General features: G+C 62.3%; 14 protein-coding genes and 2 pseudogenes. 13 read left to right on the top strand and 3 right to left on the bottom strand.

Features of this window, described 5'->3' with window-relative positions; genetic code table 11:
* The first annotated feature begins 11 nt into the window (after positions 1–11).
* The 12 genes and pseudogenes from FXB38_RS32075 to FXB38_RS32125 all read left to right on the top strand — a co-directional run bounded on the left by FXB38_RS32075 (position 12) and on the right by FXB38_RS32125 (position 13221).
* Entirely contained in the window at positions 12–1541 is a 1530-nt protein-coding gene (locus FXB38_RS32075) for an acyl-CoA carboxylase subunit beta (RefSeq protein ID WP_148754964.1), read from the top strand.
* 8 nt (positions 1542–1549) lie between these two features.
* Positions 1550–3565, top strand: a complete 2016-nt coding sequence (locus FXB38_RS32080; protein ID WP_148754965.1) for an acetyl-CoA carboxylase biotin carboxylase subunit — start codon at positions 1550–1552, stop codon at positions 3563–3565.
* 110 nt (positions 3566–3675) lie between these two features.
* Positions 3676–5553, top strand: coding sequence for a methylmalonyl-CoA mutase family protein (locus FXB38_RS32085; RefSeq protein WP_148754966.1), 1878 nt, complete (start codon positions 3676–3678; stop codon positions 5551–5553).
* Between the two features lie 34 nt (positions 5554–5587).
* Positions 5588–6269, top strand: a pseudogene (locus tag FXB38_RS45115) (methylmalonyl-CoA mutase family protein).
* A gap of 172 nt (positions 6270–6441) precedes the next feature.
* Positions 6442–7152 (top strand): SDR family NAD(P)-dependent oxidoreductase, encoded by a 711-nt coding sequence (locus FXB38_RS32095; RefSeq protein ID WP_148754967.1) that lies wholly within the window; start codon positions 6442–6444, stop codon positions 7150–7152.
* Positions 7153–7222: 70 nt separating this feature from the next.
* Positions 7223–8860: a GMC family oxidoreductase gene (locus FXB38_RS32100; RefSeq protein WP_246230284.1), complete on the top strand. Its 1638-nt coding sequence runs from the start codon at positions 7223–7225 to the stop codon at positions 8858–8860.
* A gap of 231 nt (positions 8861–9091) precedes the next feature.
* Complete coding sequence (locus tag FXB38_RS45120; protein WP_210250965.1) at positions 9092–9385, top strand: ketopantoate reductase family protein; 294 nt, start codon at positions 9092–9094, stop codon at positions 9383–9385.
* Positions 9283–10038: pseudogene (locus FXB38_RS32105) on the top strand (ketopantoate reductase family protein); the annotation flags it as partial. The gene FXB38_RS45120 and the pseudogene FXB38_RS32105, both read left to right, overlap by 103 nt.
* Positions 10028–10450, top strand: a complete 423-nt coding sequence (locus FXB38_RS32110; RefSeq protein WP_148754969.1) for a VOC family protein — start codon at positions 10028–10030, stop codon at positions 10448–10450. The pseudogene FXB38_RS32105 and the gene FXB38_RS32110, both read left to right, overlap by 11 nt.
* A 45-nt stretch (positions 10451–10495) precedes the next feature.
* Positions 10496–11332, top strand: a complete 837-nt coding sequence (locus FXB38_RS32115) for an oxidoreductase (RefSeq protein WP_148754970.1) — start codon at positions 10496–10498, stop codon at positions 11330–11332.
* 73 nt (positions 11333–11405) lie between these two features.
* A complete protein-coding gene (locus FXB38_RS32120) occupies positions 11406–11822 on the top strand; it encodes an organic hydroperoxide resistance protein (RefSeq protein ID WP_148754971.1) in 417 nt (138 codons plus the stop codon).
* A gap of 199 nt (positions 11823–12021) precedes the next feature.
* Positions 12022–13221 (top strand): adenylate/guanylate cyclase domain-containing protein, encoded by a 1200-nt coding sequence (locus tag FXB38_RS32125; RefSeq protein ID WP_187435293.1) that lies wholly within the window; start codon positions 12022–12024, stop codon positions 13219–13221.
* Between the two features lie 1137 nt (positions 13222–14358).
* Here the strand turns inward: FXB38_RS32125 and FXB38_RS32130 are convergent.
* The 3 genes from FXB38_RS32130 to FXB38_RS32140 are packed head-to-tail and all read right to left on the bottom strand — an operon-like array spanning position 14359 to position 18699.
* A complete protein-coding gene (locus FXB38_RS32130) occupies positions 14359–15324 on the bottom strand; it encodes an HlyD family secretion protein (protein WP_148754972.1) in 966 nt (321 codons plus the stop codon).
* Complete coding sequence (locus tag FXB38_RS32135; RefSeq protein WP_148754973.1) at positions 15311–17641, bottom strand: ABC transporter permease; 2331 nt, start codon at positions 17639–17641, stop codon at positions 15311–15313. The genes FXB38_RS32130 and FXB38_RS32135 overlap by 14 nt, the downstream gene beginning before the upstream one ends.
* A complete protein-coding gene (locus tag FXB38_RS32140; protein ID WP_148754974.1) occupies positions 17638–18699 on the bottom strand; it encodes an HlyD family secretion protein in 1062 nt (353 codons plus the stop codon). The genes FXB38_RS32135 and FXB38_RS32140 overlap by 4 nt, the downstream gene beginning before the upstream one ends.
* A 407-nt stretch (positions 18700–19106) precedes the next feature.
* Between FXB38_RS32140 and FXB38_RS32145 the strand changes: the two genes are divergently transcribed.
* Positions 19107–19925: a 3-hydroxyacyl-CoA dehydrogenase gene (locus tag FXB38_RS32145; RefSeq protein WP_246230286.1), complete on the top strand. Its 819-nt coding sequence runs from the start codon at positions 19107–19109 to the stop codon at positions 19923–19925.
* Positions 19926–19935 lie beyond the last annotated feature (10 nt).

The raw sequence follows: 19935 nt of genomic DNA on the forward strand, positions 1-19935 counted from the left end.
TGGCCCAATCGATGTCCGTTATCGAGGCCCTTGAACAACGTCGCGCCGGCGCCAAGCTCGGCGGCGGTGAGAAGCGCATCGACGCGCAGCATGCGCGCGGCCGCCTCACCGCGCGGGAGCGGATCGATCTGCTGCTCGACAAGCATTCGTTCGAGGAGATGGACATGTTCGTCCAGCACCGCTCGACCGAATTCGGGATGGAGAAGACCAAGGTTCCGGGAGACGGCGTGGTCACCGGCTGGGGTACCGTCAACGGCCGCAAAACGTTTGTCTTCGCCAAGGATTTTACGGTGTTCGGCGGCTCGCTGTCCGAGACCCACGCGCTGAAGATCACAAAGCTCCAGGACATGGCGATGAAGGCGCGGGCGCCCATCATCGGCCTCTATGATGCCGGCGGAGCGCGCATCCAGGAGGGCGTCGCGGCGCTGGCCGGCTATTCCTACGTGTTCCGCCGCAACGTGCTCGCCTCGGGCGTGATCCCGCAGATCTCGGTCATCATGGGCCCCTGCGCCGGCGGCGACGTCTATTCGCCGGCCATGACCGACTTCATCTTCATGGTGAAGAACACCAGCTACATGTTCGTCACCGGCCCCGACGTCGTGAAGACCGTCACCAACGAGGTCGTCACCGCCGAAGAGCTCGGCGGCGCCTCTGTGCACGCCACGCGCTCCTCGATTGCGGACGGCGCCTTCGAGAACGATGTCGAGACGCTGCTGCAGATGCGCCGCCTGATCGACTTCCTGCCGTCCAACAACGGCGACGGCGTGCCGGAATGGCCGAGCTTCGACGACATCGAGCGCGTCGACATGTCGCTCGACACGCTGATCCCCGAGAATCCGAACAAGCCCTATGACATGAAGGAGCTGATCCTGAAGGTCGTGGACGAGGGCGATTTCTTCGAGATCGCCGAGAGCTTCGCCAAGAACATCGTCATCGGCTTCGGCCGCATCGCGGGCCGCACGGTGGGCTTCGTCGCCAACCAGCCGATGGTGCTGGCCGGCGTGCTCGACAGCGATGCCTCGCGCAAGGCGGCGCGTTTCGTGCGTTTCTGCGACGCCTTCAACATTCCGATCGTCACCTTTGTGGACGTTCCCGGCTTCCTGCCCGGCACCGCGCAGGAATATGGCGGCCTGATCAAGCACGGCGCGAAACTCCTGTTCGCGTACTCGCAGTGCACCGTGCCGCTGGTGACCATCATCACGCGAAAAGCTTATGGCGGCGCCTTCGACGTCATGGCGTCCAAGGAGATCGGCGCCGACATGAACTATGCGTGGCCGACCGCGCAGATCGCGGTCATGGGCGCTAAGGGGGCGGTCGAGATCATCTTCCGCAGCGACATCGGCGACCCCGACAAGATCGCCGCCCGCACCAAGGAATACGAAGACCGGTTCCTGTCGCCCTTCATCGCCGCCGAGCGCGGCTATATCGACGACGTCATCATGCCGCATGCAACGAGGCGCCGCATCGCACGGGCGCTGGCCATGCTGGGTGACAAGAAGATGGAAATTCCGGCCAAGAAGCACGACAACATTCCGTTGTAGGAAGAGCTGTGTTCAAGAAGATTCTGATCGCCAATCGCGGCGAAATCGCCTGCCGGGTCATCAAGACCGCCCGCAAGATGGGAATTCAGACGGTTGCGGTCTATTCCGAGGCCGACCGCGATGCCCTCCATGTCGAGATGGCCGACGAGGCCGTGCTGATCGGCCCGCCCGCCGCAGCCGAGAGCTATCTGGTGATCGAGAAGATCGTCGAGGCCTGCCGCAACACGGGGGCCGAGGCCGTGCATCCCGGCTACGGTTTCCTGTCCGAGCGCGAGGCATTTCCGCGCGCCCTGGAAGCGGCCGGCATCGTCTTCATCGGTCCGAACCCGGGCGCGATCGCCGCGATGGGCGACAAGATCGAATCCAAGAAGGCCGCCGCGAAAGCAAAAGTATCGACCGTGCCGGGCTATCTCGGCGTCATCGAGGACGACAAGCACGCGGTCAAGATCGCCGACGAGATCGGCTACCCCGTGATGATCAAGGCCTCCGCCGGCGGCGGCGGCAAGGGCATGCGCATCGCGCATTCGAGGAGCGAGGTCGCCGAGGGATTCAATCTCGCCAAGGCCGAGGCCAAGGCCTCGTTCGGTGATGACCGCGTCTTCGTCGAAAAATTCATCGTCGATCCCCGCCACATCGAGATCCAGGTGCTGGGCGATAAGCACGGCAACGTCATCTATCTCGGCGAGCGCGAATGCTCGATCCAGCGCCGCAACCAGAAGGTCATCGAGGAGGCGCCGTCGCCGCTGCTCGATGAAGCCACCCGCCGCAAGATGGGCGAGCAGGCGGTCGCGCTGGCCAAGGCCGTGAACTACGATTCCGCCGGCACCGTCGAGTTCGTCGCGGGGCAGGACAAGAGTTTCTTCTTCCTCGAAATGAACACGCGCCTCCAGGTCGAGCATCCCGTCACCGAGCTCGTCACCGGCATCGATCTGGTCGAGCAGATGATCCGCGTCGCCGCCGGCGAGAAGCTGGCGATTGCGCAGAAGGACGTCTCGCTCACCGGCTGGGCCGTGGAATCGCGGCTCTATGCCGAGGACCCGTTCCGCAACTTCCTGCCCTCGATCGGGCGTCTGGTGAAATACCGCCCGCCGGCCGAGGTCAGCAAGGACGGCATCACCGTGCGCAACGACACCGGCGTGCAGGAAGGCGGCGAAATCTCGATCCATTACGATCCGATGATCGCAAAACTCGTCACGCACGCGCCGTCACGTGCCGCTGCGATCGAGGCACAGGCGACGGCGCTCGACTCGTTCTATGTCGACGGCATCCGCCACAACATCCCGTTCCTGTCGGCCTTGATGCATCATCCGCGCTGGCGCGAGGGCAATCTCTCGACCGGGTTCATCGCGGAAGAATTCCCCAAGGGCTTTGCGGTGCGCGTGCCCGAAGGCGAAGTCGCGCGCCGCATCACCGCAGTCGGCGCCGCCATCGATCACGTGTTAGGGGAACGCAAGCGGCAGATTTCCGGCCAGATGGGCGGCCGCATCGTGCAGCGCGAGCGCCGCCGCGCGGTCTGGCTCGACCGCCAGGAGATCTTGCTCGATGTCGCCCGCGAGGGCGATGCGATCGCGATCCGTTTCGTTGACGCCGACGGCAAGGCCGGCAACGCGCATCTGCTGCAGTCGCCCTGGATGCCGGGCGATCCGGTCTGGCAGGGTACCATCGACGGCCATGTCGTCGCGGTGCAGACGCGGCCGATTGCCAACGGCATCCGTCTCGCGCATCAGGGCGTCGAGGTGCCGGTCTATGTCTGGACCGAAGCGGAGGCCGCATCAGCGCGGCTGATGCCGGTGACGACGGCCTCCGACACCGGCAAGAAGCTGCTTTGTCCGATGCCCGGGCTCATCGTCTCGATCGCGGTGACCGAAGGGCAGGAGGTCAAGGCCGGCGAGACGCTCGCGGTGGTCGAAGCCATGAAGATGCAGAACGTGCTGCGCGCCGAGCAGGACGGCACCGTGAAGAAGATCCACGCGAGTGCAGGCGCGACGCTCGCGGTGGACGCGTTGATCTTGGAGTTTTCCTGAATACCGCAAGAGGCGACCTGAGATGGGCAGCCTGTCTGCGGGAACTTCGGAAACTTCCAGGCAGTAGTCATGCTGGGCAGCTCAGCGTCACTTGGGATTAGGTGGACTTGATGAAAACCGAACGGTTGGCATTGGCATCGGGCTTTGCGCCTGCTTCACGCCAGGACTGGCACAAGCTGGTTGATGGCGTGCTAAAGGGAGCGCCGTTCGAAAAGCTGATTGGTAGGACGTACGACGACTTGAGAATCGAGCCGATTTATCTCCGCGCGAAAGACATTGCACTAGTCGACGGGCGGGCACCCGCGGCGCCTTGGCAGATCATGCAGCGCATCGATCATCCAGACGCGGTGACGGCCAATAGGCAGGCCCTTCACGATCTGGAGAATGGGGCGACGGGCCTGACGCTCGTCTTTGCCGGCGCCAACTGCAGCCGCGGGTTCGGTCTCGATCAAACGGCAGGTGCCGTCGCCAAAGCTTTAAAGGACGTCCACCTTGATGCCGGCATTGGGATTGAACTTCAAATTGGTACCGACGGGCGTAAGACCGCGATCCATGTTGCGGAATATGTGAAGTCGGTCGGTTTCGATCCCGCCGTCTGCGACATTCGATTTGGGCTCGATCCGCTGGGCGCGTGCGCCCTAAGCGGACGCAGTCCATACACTTGGGAAGAAATCGCGCGGGCCGTTGCCAGCACGATCAAAGGGCTTGTAACGCTGGGGTTCAAGGGGCCGTTTGCCGCGAGCGACGGGCGTATCGTTCATGACGCCGGCGGCTCAGAAGTGCAGGAGCTTGCCTTTGTGCTCGCCTGCGGCGTGGCATATCTGCACGCTATGGAGGCGGCGCGCATTCCGCTGGATCAAGCGCGAAGTATGATCTATGCGCGACTTACTGCTGACGCCGACCAGTTTTTGACTATGGCTAAATTCCGCGCGTTGCGACTCCTCTGGGCGCGCATCGAATCGGCGTGCGGTGTGGCGCCGAGGCCGCTGTTCATTGCGGCTGACACGTCCTGGCGCATGTTGACCCGGCGCGATCCCTACGTAAACATGTTGCGCGCTACCTTGGCGACATTCTCTGCGGGAATCGCCGGTGCCAATGCGATCACAGTCCTGCCGCACACGTTGGCGCTGGGCCTTCCAGACTCGTTTGCCCGGCGCGTGGCCCGCAACACGCAGCTTCTGCTGCTGGAGGAAAGCAATCTTGCCAAGGTTAGCGATCCTGCCGCAGGTGCTGGCGGCATTGAGGCGCTAACAACGGAGCTTTGCGACGCGGCCTGGAGAAGTTTCCAAGAGACTGAAAATGCGGGCGGCATTTTTGCCGCTCTACAGCAAGGAACGCTTCAGGCGAAGATCACAGCTACACGCACAGCGCGCGGTGCCAATCTCGCGAAGCGCAGCGACCCGCTGACCGGAGTGAGCGAGTTCGCAAACCTTGGCGAAGGCGCAGCGGCGGTACTAAGCGTAAGACCGATGGCTCTTCCGCTTAGCTTTGATCAGAAATTCGTATTCGACCCACTGCCGCCGATCCGGCTTGCGGAACCGTTCGAATCGCTCCGCGATAAGTCCGATGCGATATTGAAGCTACTCGGCGCGCGGCCGCGAGTGTTTCTTGCTAATCTCGGCACACCGACCGACTTTACGGCCCGCGCGACATTCGCCAAGAGCTTCTTCGAAGCGGGAGGAATTGAGGCTATCGACGGCGCCGGCTTCGCCGACCCAGCCGAGCTTGCCCTCGCATTCACGGGCTCTGGTGCCGAACTTGCCTGCCTTTGCTCCAGCGATAAGATCTATGCGGAGTGCGCCGAAATCTCCGCCCACGCGCTTCAGCAAGTCGGAGCTAGGCACATCTATTTGGCGGGACTTCCCTCTCTATCCGAGCCCGCGTTTCGGCGGGCTGGCATCTGCAGCTTTATTCACGTCAGTTGCGACGCCTTGGCAACGCTAAATGCCGCTTACAACCGGATCCAAAACCCGAAGGTTTCCGGATAATCGACAATCGAACGCGAACACTCAGATGTCATCCATCAGCGTTATCCCGAATTTTGCAAGTATTGCTTTCGAAAGGTGCTCGGTCGCCGCTTCTTCCGTTTCCGTCGATCCGTGGGTGACTCCGGAGGGCATTCCGGTCAAGTCGGCATACGGAGAAGCAGGTATCGCCGGGCTCGATTTCCTTGAGACCTGGCCAGGCATCGCGCCGTTCCTGCGCGGTGCCGCCGGAGAAGCTGTCGGGCACCATTCAGAACGACATTCTGAAAGAGTTCATGGTGCGCAACACCTATATCTATCCGCCCGCACCCTCGATGCGGATCATCTCCGACATCTTCGCCTATCTGAAACGTTCGGGGCCAATCAGGAAGCAGGCCGATCTCGCCGGCCACCTCTTCGTCACGCATGTCGAGGATTTCGTCTACAGCCGGGCGCTCGATTACGCGTCCGCGCTGGGAAAGTTCATGAACAGGCACTACGAGTGCGGCAGCGTGGTGGCGCAGATGGAGGCGGTGAGGGGCGGCCACGGCGTGGGAATACTGCACGACTACGCCGCACGACGATTTCCGGAGCTGAAGCGCTTGCTGCCGGAGATCCGCTTCGTGCGAAACTACTGGCTGGTTTCGCATCCCGACACCCATCATACGCGCAGAGTATCCGAGGTGCATACGCACATCGCGACAAGCGTACGCGCGGCCCGCCGCGAATTCAGGAGCTGACCGCAATTCACCTCTCATACGCCGCCTGACCGGGCACTGTTCCGATTTCGGAAACAGAAGCTGCCGGCCAACGGCCATTCGCATGCGCGCAAACGGCACTAAGTGTGAGCCATCAGACGTGGGCCGTCTGGCGGATGGCAATCAGGTCGTTCGCTGATCGATGAGAAATACCATGGGAACAGAGCAGAAAGTCGCCGTCATCACCGGTGCATCGCAAGGCTTTGGCGCAGGGCTTGTGAAGGCGTATCGCGACCGCGACTACCGCGTGATCGCCAATTCCCGGTCGATCAAGCCCAGCAAGGAGTCGGACATCCTGACTATCGCCGGAGATGTGGCCGATCCGAAGACAGCCGACCGCATCGTCGAGGAAGGCCTGGCACGTTTCGGACGCATCGACACTTTGATCAACAATGCGGGAATCTTCATAGCGAAGCCGCTGGTTGATTATACCGAGGAGGACTACGCCTCGGTGCTTGCGACCAATCTCGGTGGCTTCTTCCGGATCACGAAGCGCGTCGCGGCCGAAATGCTGAAGCAGGGGTCGGGTCACATCGTCCAGATCACGACCAGCCTCATCGATCACGCCAACAGCAACGTTCCGTCGGTCCTTGCCTCGATGACCAAGGGTGGGCTGAACGCAGCCACGAAGTCCCTGGCGATCGAGTACGCAAAAAAGGGGGTTCGGGTCAACGCCGTTGCTCCCGGCGTTATGAAGACGCCGATGCACGCTCCCGAGACACATGAGTTTCTCGCAAAGATGCATCCGATCGGACGTATGGGAGAAATTCAAGACATCGTGGACGCGATCATGTTTCTGGAGAACGCTCCCTTTGTCACCGGCGAGATTCTGCACGTCGACGGCGGCCAGAGCGCGGGTCACTAAGCAGGGAGGAGCAGCGGCAAGGCCGCTGCTCCCCCGCCACACTTCGGGTCTGCGACAGTTGGAGAAAACGGTGGTTCCCAGCACTGAACTGGATGGCGACTATGACTATATTGTCGTGGGAGCCGGGTCCGCGGGTTGCGTCGTGGCCAATCGATTGTCGACGGACCGCAACAGCCGTGTTCTGGTTCTGGAAGCCGGCGGCAACGATAACTGGATCTGGTTTCACATTCCAGTCGGCTATCTCTTCGCCATCGGCAATCCGCGGTCCGACTGGATGTTCGAGACAGTGAAGGAGGCGGGCCTTAACGGTCGTTCGCTGAAATATCCGCGCGGCAAAGTGGTGGGCGGTTCTTCCGCGATCAACGCCATGATCTCCATGCGGGGCCAGGCGTCTGACTACGATCATTGGCGACAACTCGGTCTTATTGGCTGGGGGTGGGATGACGTGCGTCCGGTCTTCAAGCGCCTGGACGATCATTTTATGGGTGAATCCGAACACCACGGTGTCGGTGGTGAGTGGCGGGTGGAGCCCCCGGGCGTGAGATGGGATGTCCTTGACAGCGTGGCGAAGGCCGCCGTTGAGATGGGTATCCCAATGACGCCGGACTTCAATACCGGGGACAACACTGGTGTCGGTTACTTCCACGTCAATCAGAAGCGAGGCTTCCGCTGGTCTTCGGCGCGTGGCTTCCTGAAACCAGTGTTGCATCGCGCCAACCTGCGCCTTGAAACGGGAGTTTTGGTCGAAAAGGTGTTGTTCGACGGGAAGCGCGCCGTGGGTGTCCGATATCGGCAGCATGGACGCACCATCGAGGCGCGTACGAAGGGCGAGGTTATCCTGTCCGCCGGTGCCATCGGGTCACCCGAGATCCTCCAACGCTCCGGTGTGGGAGCGGCAGAGTGGCTGAGCGAGTTTGGCATCAGCACCGTCGCCAACAGGCCCGGCGTCGGCCGCAATTTGCAAGACCACCTGCAGCAAAGGGTGATCTACCGTGTGCATGGCACCAAAACGCTCAATGAGACCTATCACTCGTTGATTGGACGCGCACTGATGGGTCTCGAATATGCGTTGTTCCGGCGCGGCCCTCTCACCATGGCACCGTCCCAGCTCGGGATATTCACGACCTCATCACCTGCCTTCGACCGCGCGAACATCGAATTTCACGTGCAGCCACTTTCGCTCGATGGGTTTGGGGATCCGTTACATCGCTTCCCCGCAATCACGGTTTCGGCATGCAATCTCCGGCCGACGTCCCGCGGCACCGTCCGTCTTCGCTCCGCTGACCCTTTGGCGAAGCCTGTCATCGCACCGGGCTATCTTTCAACCGAGGAGGACCGACGCGTCGCGGCGGACGCGATCCGCGTTACTCGCCGTTTGATGAAGCAGGAGGCACTCCGCCGCTTTCGACCAGAGGAGCATATCCCGGGGCCGTCGATTGATGACAGCGAGGCTGCTCTTGCCAAGGCTGCCAGCGATATCGGAACGACGATCTTTCATCCGGTCGGTACAGCGAAAATGGGATTGGAGCACGATACGCTCGCGGTCGTGGATCGGCACCTGTGTGTGATCGGGCTGAATGGGCTGCGCGTTATCGATGCATCGGTAATGCCAACTATTACCTCAGGCAACACCAATACGCCGACGATCATGATCGCAGACAAGGGCGCACAGTGCGTTTTGTCGGACGCCCCATACAAACTGGTCTGAGGGAAGGCACATAGACGCCAACTACGTCGAAGCAATAGGTGGCAGAGTGGCAAAGGACGTCGGCCGCGACCTGTGCGCCTCCTTCGTAATCGGAAATCGAGATAGGTGCGATCTAAATTATTCGTTTTTCCAATTGGTATTGTGCCTTTACGAGCATGGTTGGCTTCGCCGTCCCGTCCTGGCGACTCAACGATTTCCCGATCTTGATTCAGCGAATCTTTGGGAGACACTATGCGCATAGCGGTGATCGGTGCAGGAGGTCTGGGAGGCTACTTTGGCGCACGTCTTGCGCAAGGTGGTGCAGATGTCCGCTTCCTTGCCCGGGGCTCTCACCTGGCGGCGATGCGCGCAAGCGGGCTGGTCGTCGAGGGCGGTCTCGACGTGATCCGCGTGGCCCCTGTGCGAGCCTCAGAGATCCCGCCGATCTCGGTGTGGCGGACTTTGTGTTGCTGGCGGTCAAGCTGTGGGACACGGAGACGGTCCTCGAACAGATCAAGCCGGTGGTCGGCCCGGGCACCACTCTGATGTCGTTCCAAAACGGCGTACTCAAGGACGAAGCGCTGCGCACCGCTTATGGCCGGGCGCAGATTATGGGTGGGGTCGGCTACGTCGCGACGACGCTCGAGCGCCCTGGTGTCATCCGGCAGACGGGACCGATGCAACGCCTGATCTTCGGCGAATTCGATGGTCGCCGATCTGCGCGCGCTGAAGCGTTTCTGGATGCCTGCTTGAAAGGAGGCATCAACGCCGAACTCTCTTCGAACATTCTGCGAGAGATCTGGGAGAAATATGTGTTCCTTGTCGGCTTGTCCGGGACCACGACTGCTATGCGGAGTGTGGTCGGAGCGATCCGCGAGAATCCGCAGACACGTGCCTTCTTGCTTGACGTCATGCGCGAGGTCGTCGCGGTCGAAAATGCTCACGGTGTGGATCTTGCTGCGGACTACGCCGAGCGGCGTCTCACGCTCGCGGATGATGTGGCCTACGACATGACGTCATCGATGCATCACGACCTGCGACGGGGCAGGCCCCTGGAGATCCGGTGGCTATCGGGCGGCGTGGTCCATCTCGGCAACGCTGTGGGCGTAGCGACGCCGCTTAACCGTGCCATCGCCGATATTCTCGCACTATACGAAGCCGGTGCCCCTGCGCCACAGGAGATCAACCATGCAGGATGACGCCCCATTGACAATCGGCGTCGACCACGTCGGACTTGCCGTGAAAGATCTCGACAGCGCGCGGCGTTTCTTTTGCGAATGCCTCGGCTGGAAGCTTGTTGGCGAGAACCCGAGCTATCCGGCGTCGTTCGTATCCGACGGAAATGGCATCGTGACGCTCTGGCAGGTCGAAGATTCAGACAAATGCTTGCCGTTCGATCGTCGTCGCAATGTTGGCTTACACCATCTTGCGCTCAAGGTTGTGGACCGCGCCGCGCTTGACACCTTGCACGCGCGTGTCGCGGCATGGCCCGACACGATCATTGAGTTCGCGCCGGAACGGTCGGGCAAAGGTCCCAAGGTGCATTTTATGGTCCGGGAACCTGGCGGCACCCGCATCGAATTCGCCTGCGTCTCTCCTGCGGCGGAATAGCGTGGGTCAAAGTAGGCTTGGATCGCAACTTGTCGGAGAAAGGACATGGCGATGAAGGGGAATTTTCTGATTACGGGTGCCGGTTCCGGATTCGGACGGGCTCTGGCGACGGAAGCACTCTCGTCGGGATGCTCCGTGATCGGCACGGTGCGAAGCGAGGCCGCGCGACAGGAATTTGGCGCGATGGACCCCGCACGCGCGCGAGCTATCGTATTGGATATCACGGATTTTGCAGCCATCGGTCCCGTGGTTGCACAGGCCGAAAGAGATGTTGGTCCGATAGACGTCCTCATCAACAGTGCGGGATACGGCCACGAAGGGACCCTTGAGGAGAGTCCACTCGAAGAGATGCGGCGCCAGTTTGATGTCAACGTTTTCGGAGCCGTCGCGATGATCAAGGCGGTCCTGCCATTCATGCGCAAAAGGCGCCGCGGACATATCATCAACATTACTTCGATGGCGGGATATGTGGGGTTGGCGGGCATCCCCTATTACGCGGGCAGCAAATTCGCTCTTGAAGGCATATCTGAGGTGTTGGCAAATGAAGTGCGCGGCTTCGGCATCAAGGTAACGGCAGTTGCTCCCGGCTCCTTCCGGACCGACTGGGCGGGGCGATCGATGATCCGTTCGCCGCGGAGTATTTCCGACTACGATGCCCTCTTCGACCCCATCCGACGGGCTCGATCAGAAAAGAGTGGCCAGCAAGCAGGTGATCCCGCCAAAGCTGCTCGTGCGATCCTGAAGGCGGTGGCGTCCAACGATCCACCGATGCATCTGCTGCTTGGCAGCGACGCATTGAAATTGACCCGAGACAAGTTGAATTCGCTCGGGAAGGAGATCGACATATGGGAATCGGTCACGACATCGACCGAATACGCATAGAAGTCGTCACAACCTCAAGCGTCCACCGTTCTGGCTTCCACAGCCAGCGCAATCCCTTCAACAGGAGTACATTATGAATCGACCAGAGAAAGTAATCTACACCGCCAAGGTCCACACTACCGGTGGGCGGGTTGGCTCATCGCGCAGCGATGACGGCAAACTCGAGGTCAAGTTGTCGAGGCCGGGCACCTCTGGCGAGGGCACCAATCCGGAGCAACTATTCGCCGCGGGCTGGTCGGCATGCTACCAGTCGGCGATGGAACTCGTGGCCCGCAGGATGAAGCTCGCACTTCCGGCTGGCTTTGCGGTCGACGCAGAGGTCGACCTCGGACCGACCGGCGACGGCTTCGACGTCGCGGTCCGCCTGAACGTCAGCCTGCCCGGCATCGCGCCGGACGTGGCGCAGCGTCTGATCGATGTGACGCACGAAGTGTGTCCGTATTCCCGGGCGACGCACGGCAACATCGCGGTTGAAACGAAGCTCGTGTGAACTACAGTCGCAAGTTGAGAGACCTTCGCTGTGGGTTGAAGGGGAGGGCGGGGCGCTGGCGCTGCGTCCCTCCGCCCTGGATGCGCCAAGGTCAACCCAATGCATGCAATCGCGGCGGTCTCCGCTGACGCCGTCGAGCGGGGACATGACATATCCATATCCTGCATCATCGATCCAGGTCACTGCTCGGGAGCAAGATATGAACGTACCACCCAGCATCGACCACGTCACCGCGCCTTCCGACAGCGAAGTGCTGCACTGGCTGACAAACGACACGCGCGACGAGCGCTTCCTTGACAATATCTTCGCCGAGCTCTGTCTCCGGCTCCAGCGAGCGGGCATTCCTGCCAAGCGGGCGACGCTTCATGTCATGATTCTCCATCCGCAATGGCTCGGCTCCCGGATCATGTGGGCCGACGGGATGCGCGAGGCCGAACTTAGGAGAGTCGACTACGATATCAGGGAGCGCTCCGAATTCGTCGGCAGCCCCGCCAACGAAATTAATGACGGGGCCGCTGAGGTGCGCGAGAATCTGGAACGCGATCCCGCACTAGGCCGCAAGCATGCCGTCTATGACGAGATGCGGGCGAAAGGTCTCACCGACTATGTCGCGTGGCCGCTATACCATACGCTTGGCAAGCGACACCTCGTGACCTTTGCGACTGACAAGCGAGGTGGTTTCGACGACGCGCATATCGACTGCCTGTTGAAGCTGTTGCCGGTTCTGGCGCTGGTCAGCGAAATCCGTCTGAAGAACCGGCTGGCGCGAACGCTGCTCGAAACGTATGTCGGGTCGCACGCCGGCGAGCTCGTTTTGGCCGGCGCCACCAGGCGCGGAAGCGGGACGACGGTGCACGCCGCCATCATGATCTGCGACTTACGCGATTTCACGGCGATCTCCGACAACTGGCCGCGCGATGACGTCATTGATCTCTTGAACGATTATTTCGATGCGATGTCTGAGCCAATTGCACGACATGGCGGAGAAATACTGAAATTCATCGGCGACGGCCTGCTCGCCATTTTTCCGCTCAGCAACCCGTCGGCCTGTGCAAATCTGCTGCATGCCGTGACTAAGGCCCGTCGAGCCATGGTTGCCCTGAACCAAAGGAACGGCGAAACCGGCCGCGCGCCGCTGAATTACGGCATCGGCGTCCACGTCGGAGACGTCATGTACGGTAATATCGGGTCGCGCACCCGGCTCGACTTCACCGTCATCGGTCCGGCGGTCAACATGGCTGCGCGTCTCGAAACCCTCACCAAACAATTGGGCAGAACGGTGCTGCTGTCCCGCGCGTTCGCGGACTTCGTCAAAAGCGATTTCGATCTCGAACGCGTCGGCGAGTATCCGGTGCGCGGCTTCAACGACCCAATCGAGCTGTTTGCATATCACGGCTGAATGCCGGTCCGTCGCCGGGTGTCCGGCGCCCCAGGAGGCGCGAGCTCGGCAAACCGCTGCTACTGGCGAATGTCGGGTTCGGTGGTTGCCAGTCCGCAATTTGAACCTGCGGATCTGATCCGAACGGAATCTGGCGAGAAGCGCCGGAGGCTTCATAAAAAATCACGAGGGGCGGGCTCAAGCTGTTAGCGCAATCCGTGGTTATGGAACGACCGCTCATGGCGCGAAGCGGCCAGTCGGGAAAAGCCGCTAAATCGATGCGAGTTGGAGCCGTTGGAGGATCCCTTGGAGCAAGGCCGCTGCTCACCGTTCTACCGGAGAACGCCGCAACGATATCGCAACGAATTGGGTGAAACGACCGTGAACAAAACGAGATGGAAACACCTGTCGAAGTAAGAAAAATCAACAACTTAGAAAATGTGCACTGCGTTCGGGACGCAAGGAACTGTGCGCTTCAGACGGCAACCACCAACCAAAATTGCGATCGGTGTTGCGGGTCCGGGATTTGAACCTACGACGTTTTGGTCCGCATGATCGCAAATCCCATCGCGCGCAACTTTCCACACGACATGGTGACCGAAACTACGATCGCAGTATTGCGGACCTAGACCGGCAAAGCGCAGCACTACTTTGCTTCTGACTTTGACCGGCTTTCCAGTCGCTTGTTCGACGCTAATGGGATCGCTGCGGTGCCCGACCGCCTGACTGCTGGGCCTCGCCTGCCCATAATCAACTCGCGAATTTTCCATCGTATTCAATGACCGCCTCGAGAGGGACCTGCGCTCCGGCCCTCGCATTCCGCGAAACTCGTGCATAGACGAGATCGCGCAATCGCGGTCAGAACTCTGTCTCCAGTCGGGACAAAAAATTGCGCCGGGGGGGCCAGTCGATCCTTGGGGCAAACTGCGGGCAGTTCCGGACAGTTGAATACTCGCAACCCGTTACAGTGGTTCTCGGAGTAGGCCGGCAATCATCTGGCTGCAAACCTGCGGCAAAGTTGGCTCTTTGCTTCGTGCACGCGCCCCTGTTGCGAGCATACTTCCGATCGGTGGAAGAGGCCCTGCAAAACAGGCGTGAGAGTTCTTCCGCCTCTGTCAAGCCAAGCAGTAAGGCTTGGCAAACGCTTGAGAGTTCTCGCTAATGGTCGATCCAGACGGTCATGCCCGGCTCGAGGCCTGCCAACGCTTCCTTCGGGTCGAGGCGCAGGCGGAGCGTGTTGCGGTCATGATCGCCAATCACCCGCTCGGCCTGCCAAGTGGCGAACACGCCGAGTGGCCGCAGCTCGGTGACGACCGCCTTTGTCGCGGCATCGGCGCCGCGCCGCATCACGTTCGCCGTTTCTCCCATCGCGAGACGATCGAGATGATCCTCGCGCACGTTGAATGAGAGCCATTGCTTGCCCGCCGCTTCGACCACCAGGATCGGCTGGCCCGCGCGAACGTTTTCGCCGATCTCGGCGGCGATGACGCTGACCACGCCGTCGGCCGGCGCGCGCAACACCATCTTGTCGAGTCGGCGCTCGAGCACGGTGACCGCGGCGGCCGCGGCCTGCACCTGCGTGTCGGCGATCGCGCGCTCTTCCCGGGTCGGTCCCGCCACGGCCGCATCGTAATTGGCCTGGGCCTCGGCCACGTCGGCGCGCGCGCTCGCAACGTCGTTCTCGGCCTGGTCGAGCGACTGCTGGGATTCGAAGCTCTGGCGCGCCAGCGTACTGGTCCTGGTGAGCTGGGCCTGCACATAGTCGAGGCGGGCGCTGGCCTTGGCGATCGCAGCTTTCAGCGAGTCGACCTGCTCGCGACGGACGCCGGCATAGACGTTGTTGCGGTTGGCGGTTGCCGAGGCCAGCGCTGCGCGTGCCTGGTCCGCCAGTGCCGTCAACTCCACCGCGGAGAGCCGCGCCAGAATATCGCCCGCGCGCACAGTGGCGCCCTTCTCGACCGCAATCGACCGGAGCTGTCCGGTCACCTCCGGCTCCACCCTCACTTCGGTCGTGCGCACGACACCGACGAGTGCGGGCGGTGATCCGGAGCGATTTGCGGACATGATCACGATGCCCGCGACGAGCAGAATGGCGATGATGGCGGCAAGCCTAGCCCTGCGCATGTCGTTGTCCTCTCTTGACGACGAATGCCGAGATCACCGCGAGCGCGAAATAGACCAGCGCCAGCAACCAGAGGCCGCGCCAGTCATGCGCAACCTCCCAGATGCCGGCGCCGAGCTGGTTGATGCGCACGAGACCGTCGATCGCGGAATCGGCGGGGAAAATCCGACCGAACGCAAGGGCCACATCGGGAATCGCCTCGCGCGGCCATGCAAAGCCGGCCAGGAAAAACTGCGGCAGGCTGGTCGCCAGCAGCAGGATGGTTGCATTCTCCGGCCGCGTGAACCACGCCCCGATGGCCTGTCCCATGAAACTCGTCGCCAGCAGGAAGATGGTCGCGAGCGCGAAGATTTGCGGCAGGTGGCCGAGCGTCGAGAAGCCGTAGATCCGCGGCAGCACGATGAGATAGAGCGCGACCGCCGGCAGGTAGATGGTCAGGTGCGCGACGCCGCGGCCGAGCACGCTGGTGAACGCGCCGCCGGCGCCCGCCAGCGCCGAGCCGGTCAGCATCGCCGCGCCGATCAGCAGGGTCTGCTGGAGGATCAGCACGAACGCGGCCGGAACGACATAGCTCGCATAGCCGCCGACCGGGTTGAAGATCGGTTGCAGCAGAACGTCGGCCGGGCTCGAGCTTGCCAGCTTTGCCTTGACGAGGCTGCCGTCCGAGCGTCCGCCGCGCGACACCAGCTCGGACGTCAGAGCGCCGAGAGCGGTGGCCACACCGCTTGCGGTCGACCTGAAGATGAAGAGGTAGGTAGCGTCCGCATAGACGGGGATGTGCGCGGTGATCCCCTTGAGCACGTCGCGCTCGGTGCCCGCCGGAATGTCGACGGCGGCAAAGGCCTCTCCGCGATTGATTGCGGTGTGTGCCTCGGCAAGCGTGCGGGCGCGAACCGCGACGCTCAACGCGCCGCTGGCATCCAGCGTCTCGACCATCCGGCGGCTGAGATCGCTGAGATCATTGTCGACGACCGCGATGGGGAGCTTGCGCAGGATCTGGTTCAGATAGGGCTGCGGGTAATAGACGCCGTAAACCAGTGGCGCCAGGAACAGCACACTGAAGGCGCTCCGCGTTCCCAGCACGCGTCGCCACTCCGCCGTGAAGGCACCGCCGATGCCGCGTGGCGCGGGCTCGATTGCGGGGGCCTCTTCGGGGCGCGCCGTCTCGAACCAGCCGCTGCGCGTCAAGCTCGCCATGCGCAGCCAGGCCAGGCCGGCAAACAGCAGCGCGAGGCCCGCGAGCGCTGCGAAGGGGACGGCGGATTCCGTCACCGGCAATCCGCGCGCCGCCTGTCCCAGCAAAACGGCCATGTACCAGCGCAGCGGCAGGATCGCGCTCCACATATGCGCAAAGGCGTTCATGCCGACGGTGGGAAAGCCGACGCCGGCATAGCCGAACGCGGGCGAGGCAAACAGGCCCGCAAGTCCGAGCCCGGTCGCGAGGTCGCGGACCAGCAGCTGGAGCAGGGCGCCCAGCGACAGATAGGCAATGATCAGCAGCGAGCCGGCCGCGATCATCAGCAGCAGGTCGCCCTTGAAGGGGATTTCGAGCACGCCCTCGAGCACCAGCGGCTCGGCCAGCATGATCACGAGAAAGATGCAAAACAGCGGCGCGAGCTTGCCGGCCAGCGCTGTGACCGGATCGCCTCCGGCGCTTGCGAGCCAGTCCCGTGCATCGCGGCGGCGGAATTCGGAACCGACCGAATAGCCTGCGGCCAGCGTGATCACCACATGGATGATCGTCGGCAGCAGCGCGCGCAGCAGGAACTGCGCGTAGTTCTTCTGCGGATTGACCAGCGCGACGGTTTCGGTCGAGAGCGTCCCGATCGAAGCCGCCGCGGGCGCGGCGCGCCTGGCGGGAGCGGCCACGGCCGCCGCGGCGGACAGCGCATCGCTCAGACCCGACGAGGCGATGCCCGCCGCCGTCAGGAACTGCTGATTATAGAAGCCGACGACCTGCGGGCGGCGCTGCGCCTCCAGGTCGCGCTCGAAATCCGGTGGGATATGGATCGCCGAGATCGCCTTGCCCGAGCGTATGTCCTGCACCGCCATGGACAATGTCCCGGAGCGGTCGACGATGTTCAGGCTCGGCGACGCCGCGACGTATTCCACCAGCGCACGCGAGGCGTCCGACTTGTCCTCGTCGACGATGGTCACACCGAGCCCGCGAATGACCGGATGGCTGAAGACCGTGGTGAGCACCACGAACGCAAACAGAGGCACGCCGAAGATCAGGAGCAGCGCCACGCGATCGTGAAAGAGCCAGCGGCACTCGCGCCGTGCGACCAGCAGGAATCCGGGTTTTGGCGCCGGCCTCATGGCCGCGACCGCCAGTCGAGATAGGCGCTCATTCCCGGTCGCAACTCGGGCACCGGCTGCACCGGATAGGCGCGGATCGAAAACGTCCGCAGGTCGAAATCGCCGGTCGCACGCGTGGCCCGCCAGCTCGCATATTCGCCCTTGGTGGCGATCAGCTTGACCTCGACCGAGACGGAGCGGTCGCCCAGCGCCGGAATGCGGACGTCGAAGCGATCGCCGACCTTCAGGCCTTTGACGAGATCCTCGCGCAGATCGAAATGGACCCAGAGGTCGGCCAGATTGATCAAGGTGACGAGCGGGACGCCCGGCGACACGTATTCGCCGGGTTCGACGTTGCGCTGGTAGACCTGGGAGGCGATGGGCGCGTAGACCACGAGCTGATCGATGATCGACTGGACGCTCTGGATATCGGCGCTGGCCTTTTCGACATTGCTGCCGGCGATGGCCCGCTCCTCCTTGGTGTAGCCGTTGACCGCCTGCTCATAGGCCGATTTGGCCTGGTCAACCGCGCGCTCGCTTTCATGCAGCGCGTCGGTCGCCTGGTCGAGGCGGGCCTGCGGCGCGTTGCCCTGATCGGTCAAAGTGTGCGTGCGGTCGTACGTCTTCTGCGCCAATACCAGCGCTGCCTGCGCCCGCTCCATTTCCGCTTTCCGTGCCGCGATCACTTCCACCCGCGTTCCGACCAGCACGTTGGCAAGCTGCGCGTCCGCAACAGCCTTGGCCGCCTTCATCTGCTCGTGCTTGGCCAGGGTCTCCGGATTGTCGATCTGGACGAGCACTGCGCCCGCAGCAACGTTCTGGCCGCGCTCGACGGGAATCTTGCCGACCCGTCCGTCCACGCGCGCCGCGATATCGAGCCGCGTTGCATCGACCTCGCCCTGGACCAGCAAGGGCTCCGGCCGCAACAGATAGAAGACGGAAAGCCCCACGACGGCAACCGCAACGACACCGACGATGATGGAGGGCGTGCGCGTCGGGTTGCGCGCGGTTTTCGCCCGTCCGTCATCCGGCGCGTCGGGCGTGCCTTGAATGTCCTTGTCAGAGCTCGGCACGTCCATGCCTGACTCCCTTTCTGATGGCCGGATGGCCATTTACTCTATTCGGTTGCAGGGCCCAGCCGCAATCGCGAGGCGATGAATTTTTTTAAGTCAGAGCCGACCATGTAACCTGCCCGTTGCCCACGCTTGGACGTTTGATGCCTCACTTGTTGAAAGCTGCTGCGCTCGCATCGGTAGTCGTCGCGATGCCGCGCGAGGGGGCCGCAACCGATCAAGCAGCAGACCCATTCCAGCGGTGACATTCCTGTCCAAGATCAATGACGGTGATCGCGTCATAGTCGCGTCACCTGACCCGGTCCGTGGTCGGGCCAGGATGCAGGTGCGACATGCCAAACGCCGTCACGAAATCAAACCCCACAATCCCTCATCTGTTCGTCCTCGAACTGAATGCAGGCTGCATTCACGCCATGAATACGGATGGCTCCGAACGCACGACCATCGTGACCGGCTGCCACCTTCCGGACGGTATCGTCGTGGATGTCGAGGCCGGCCATATCTACTGGACCAACATGGGCATCCCGAGCCTGGATGACGGGTCCATCGAGCGCGCCGACATCGACGGCAAGAACCGCAAGACAATCGTCCCGCAGGGACACACCCACACGCCGAAGCAGATCATCCTCGATAAGAAAGGCGGCAAGCTGTACTGGTGCGATCGCGAGGGCATGCGCCTCATGCGCTGCAACCTCGATGGCTCGCGGCTGGAGACGCTGATCGAGGCGGGGCACAGCGAAGCCGATCGCAAGGACCAGACCCGATGGTGCGTCGGACTGGCGATCGATCCGAAATTCGGACGCATCTACTGGACGCAAAAGGGCCCCGACAATGCCGGGCTCGGCCGCATCTTCCGCGCCAATGTCGAAGTACCCGCCGGCCAGACCGCAGCGACAAGATCCGACATCGAGATCTTTTACGACAGCCTGCCGGAGCCGATCGATCTGGAGATCGATCACAAGAACCGGATTCTCTACTGGACCGACCGCGGCGATCCTCCGCGTGGCAACACGGTGAACCGGGCTTCGATCGACAGCAAGCCTGCCGAGTCCGAGATCGTGGTGACGCATCTCATGGAGGGGATCGGCATCGCGCTCGACGTCCCGAACGATCGCATGTTCGTGACCGATTTCGCCGGATCGATCTACTCTGCGCGGCTCGATGGATCCGGCGAGCGCAACTTCCTCTTCGCCCAGGGCAATCTCACCGGCATTGCCTATGCTGAAGTCTGACCAACGCATT

Source organism: Bradyrhizobium cytisi (assembly GCF_008123515.1).
Taxonomy (GTDB): domain Bacteria; phylum Pseudomonadota; class Alphaproteobacteria; order Rhizobiales; family Xanthobacteraceae; genus Bradyrhizobium; species Bradyrhizobium cytisi.

Coding starts and splice junctions, on each gene's coding strand:
- FXB38_RS32115 (WP_148754970.1), top strand. CDS start 10,496: ATGGCGATGAAGGGGAATTTTCTGATTACGGGTGCCGGTTCCGGATTC.
- FXB38_RS32145 (WP_246230286.1), top strand. CDS start 19,107: ATGAATACGGATGGCTCCGAACGCACGACCATCGTGACCGGCTGCCAC.
- FXB38_RS32135 (WP_148754973.1), bottom strand. CDS start 17,641: ATGAGGCCGGCGCCAAAACCCGGATTCCTGCTGGTCGCACGGCGCGAG.
- FXB38_RS45120 (WP_210250965.1), top strand. CDS start 9,092: ATGCGCATAGCGGTGATCGGTGCAGGAGGTCTGGGAGGCTACTTTGGC.
- FXB38_RS32075 (WP_148754964.1), top strand. CDS start 12: ATGTCCGTTATCGAGGCCCTTGAACAACGTCGCGCCGGCGCCAAGCTC.
- FXB38_RS32120 (WP_148754971.1), top strand. CDS start 11,406: ATGAATCGACCAGAGAAAGTAATCTACACCGCCAAGGTCCACACTACC.
- FXB38_RS32095 (WP_148754967.1), top strand. CDS start 6,442: ATGGGAACAGAGCAGAAAGTCGCCGTCATCACCGGTGCATCGCAAGGC.
- FXB38_RS32130 (WP_148754972.1), bottom strand. CDS start 15,324: ATGCGCAGGGCTAGGCTTGCCGCCATCATCGCCATTCTGCTCGTCGCG.
- FXB38_RS32125 (WP_187435293.1), top strand. CDS start 12,022: ATGAACGTACCACCCAGCATCGACCACGTCACCGCGCCTTCCGACAGC.
- FXB38_RS32110 (WP_148754969.1), top strand. CDS start 10,028: ATGCAGGATGACGCCCCATTGACAATCGGCGTCGACCACGTCGGACTT.
- FXB38_RS32085 (WP_148754966.1), top strand. CDS start 3,676: ATGAAAACCGAACGGTTGGCATTGGCATCGGGCTTTGCGCCTGCTTCA.
- FXB38_RS32140 (WP_148754974.1), bottom strand. CDS start 18,699: ATGGACGTGCCGAGCTCTGACAAGGACATTCAAGGCACGCCCGACGCG.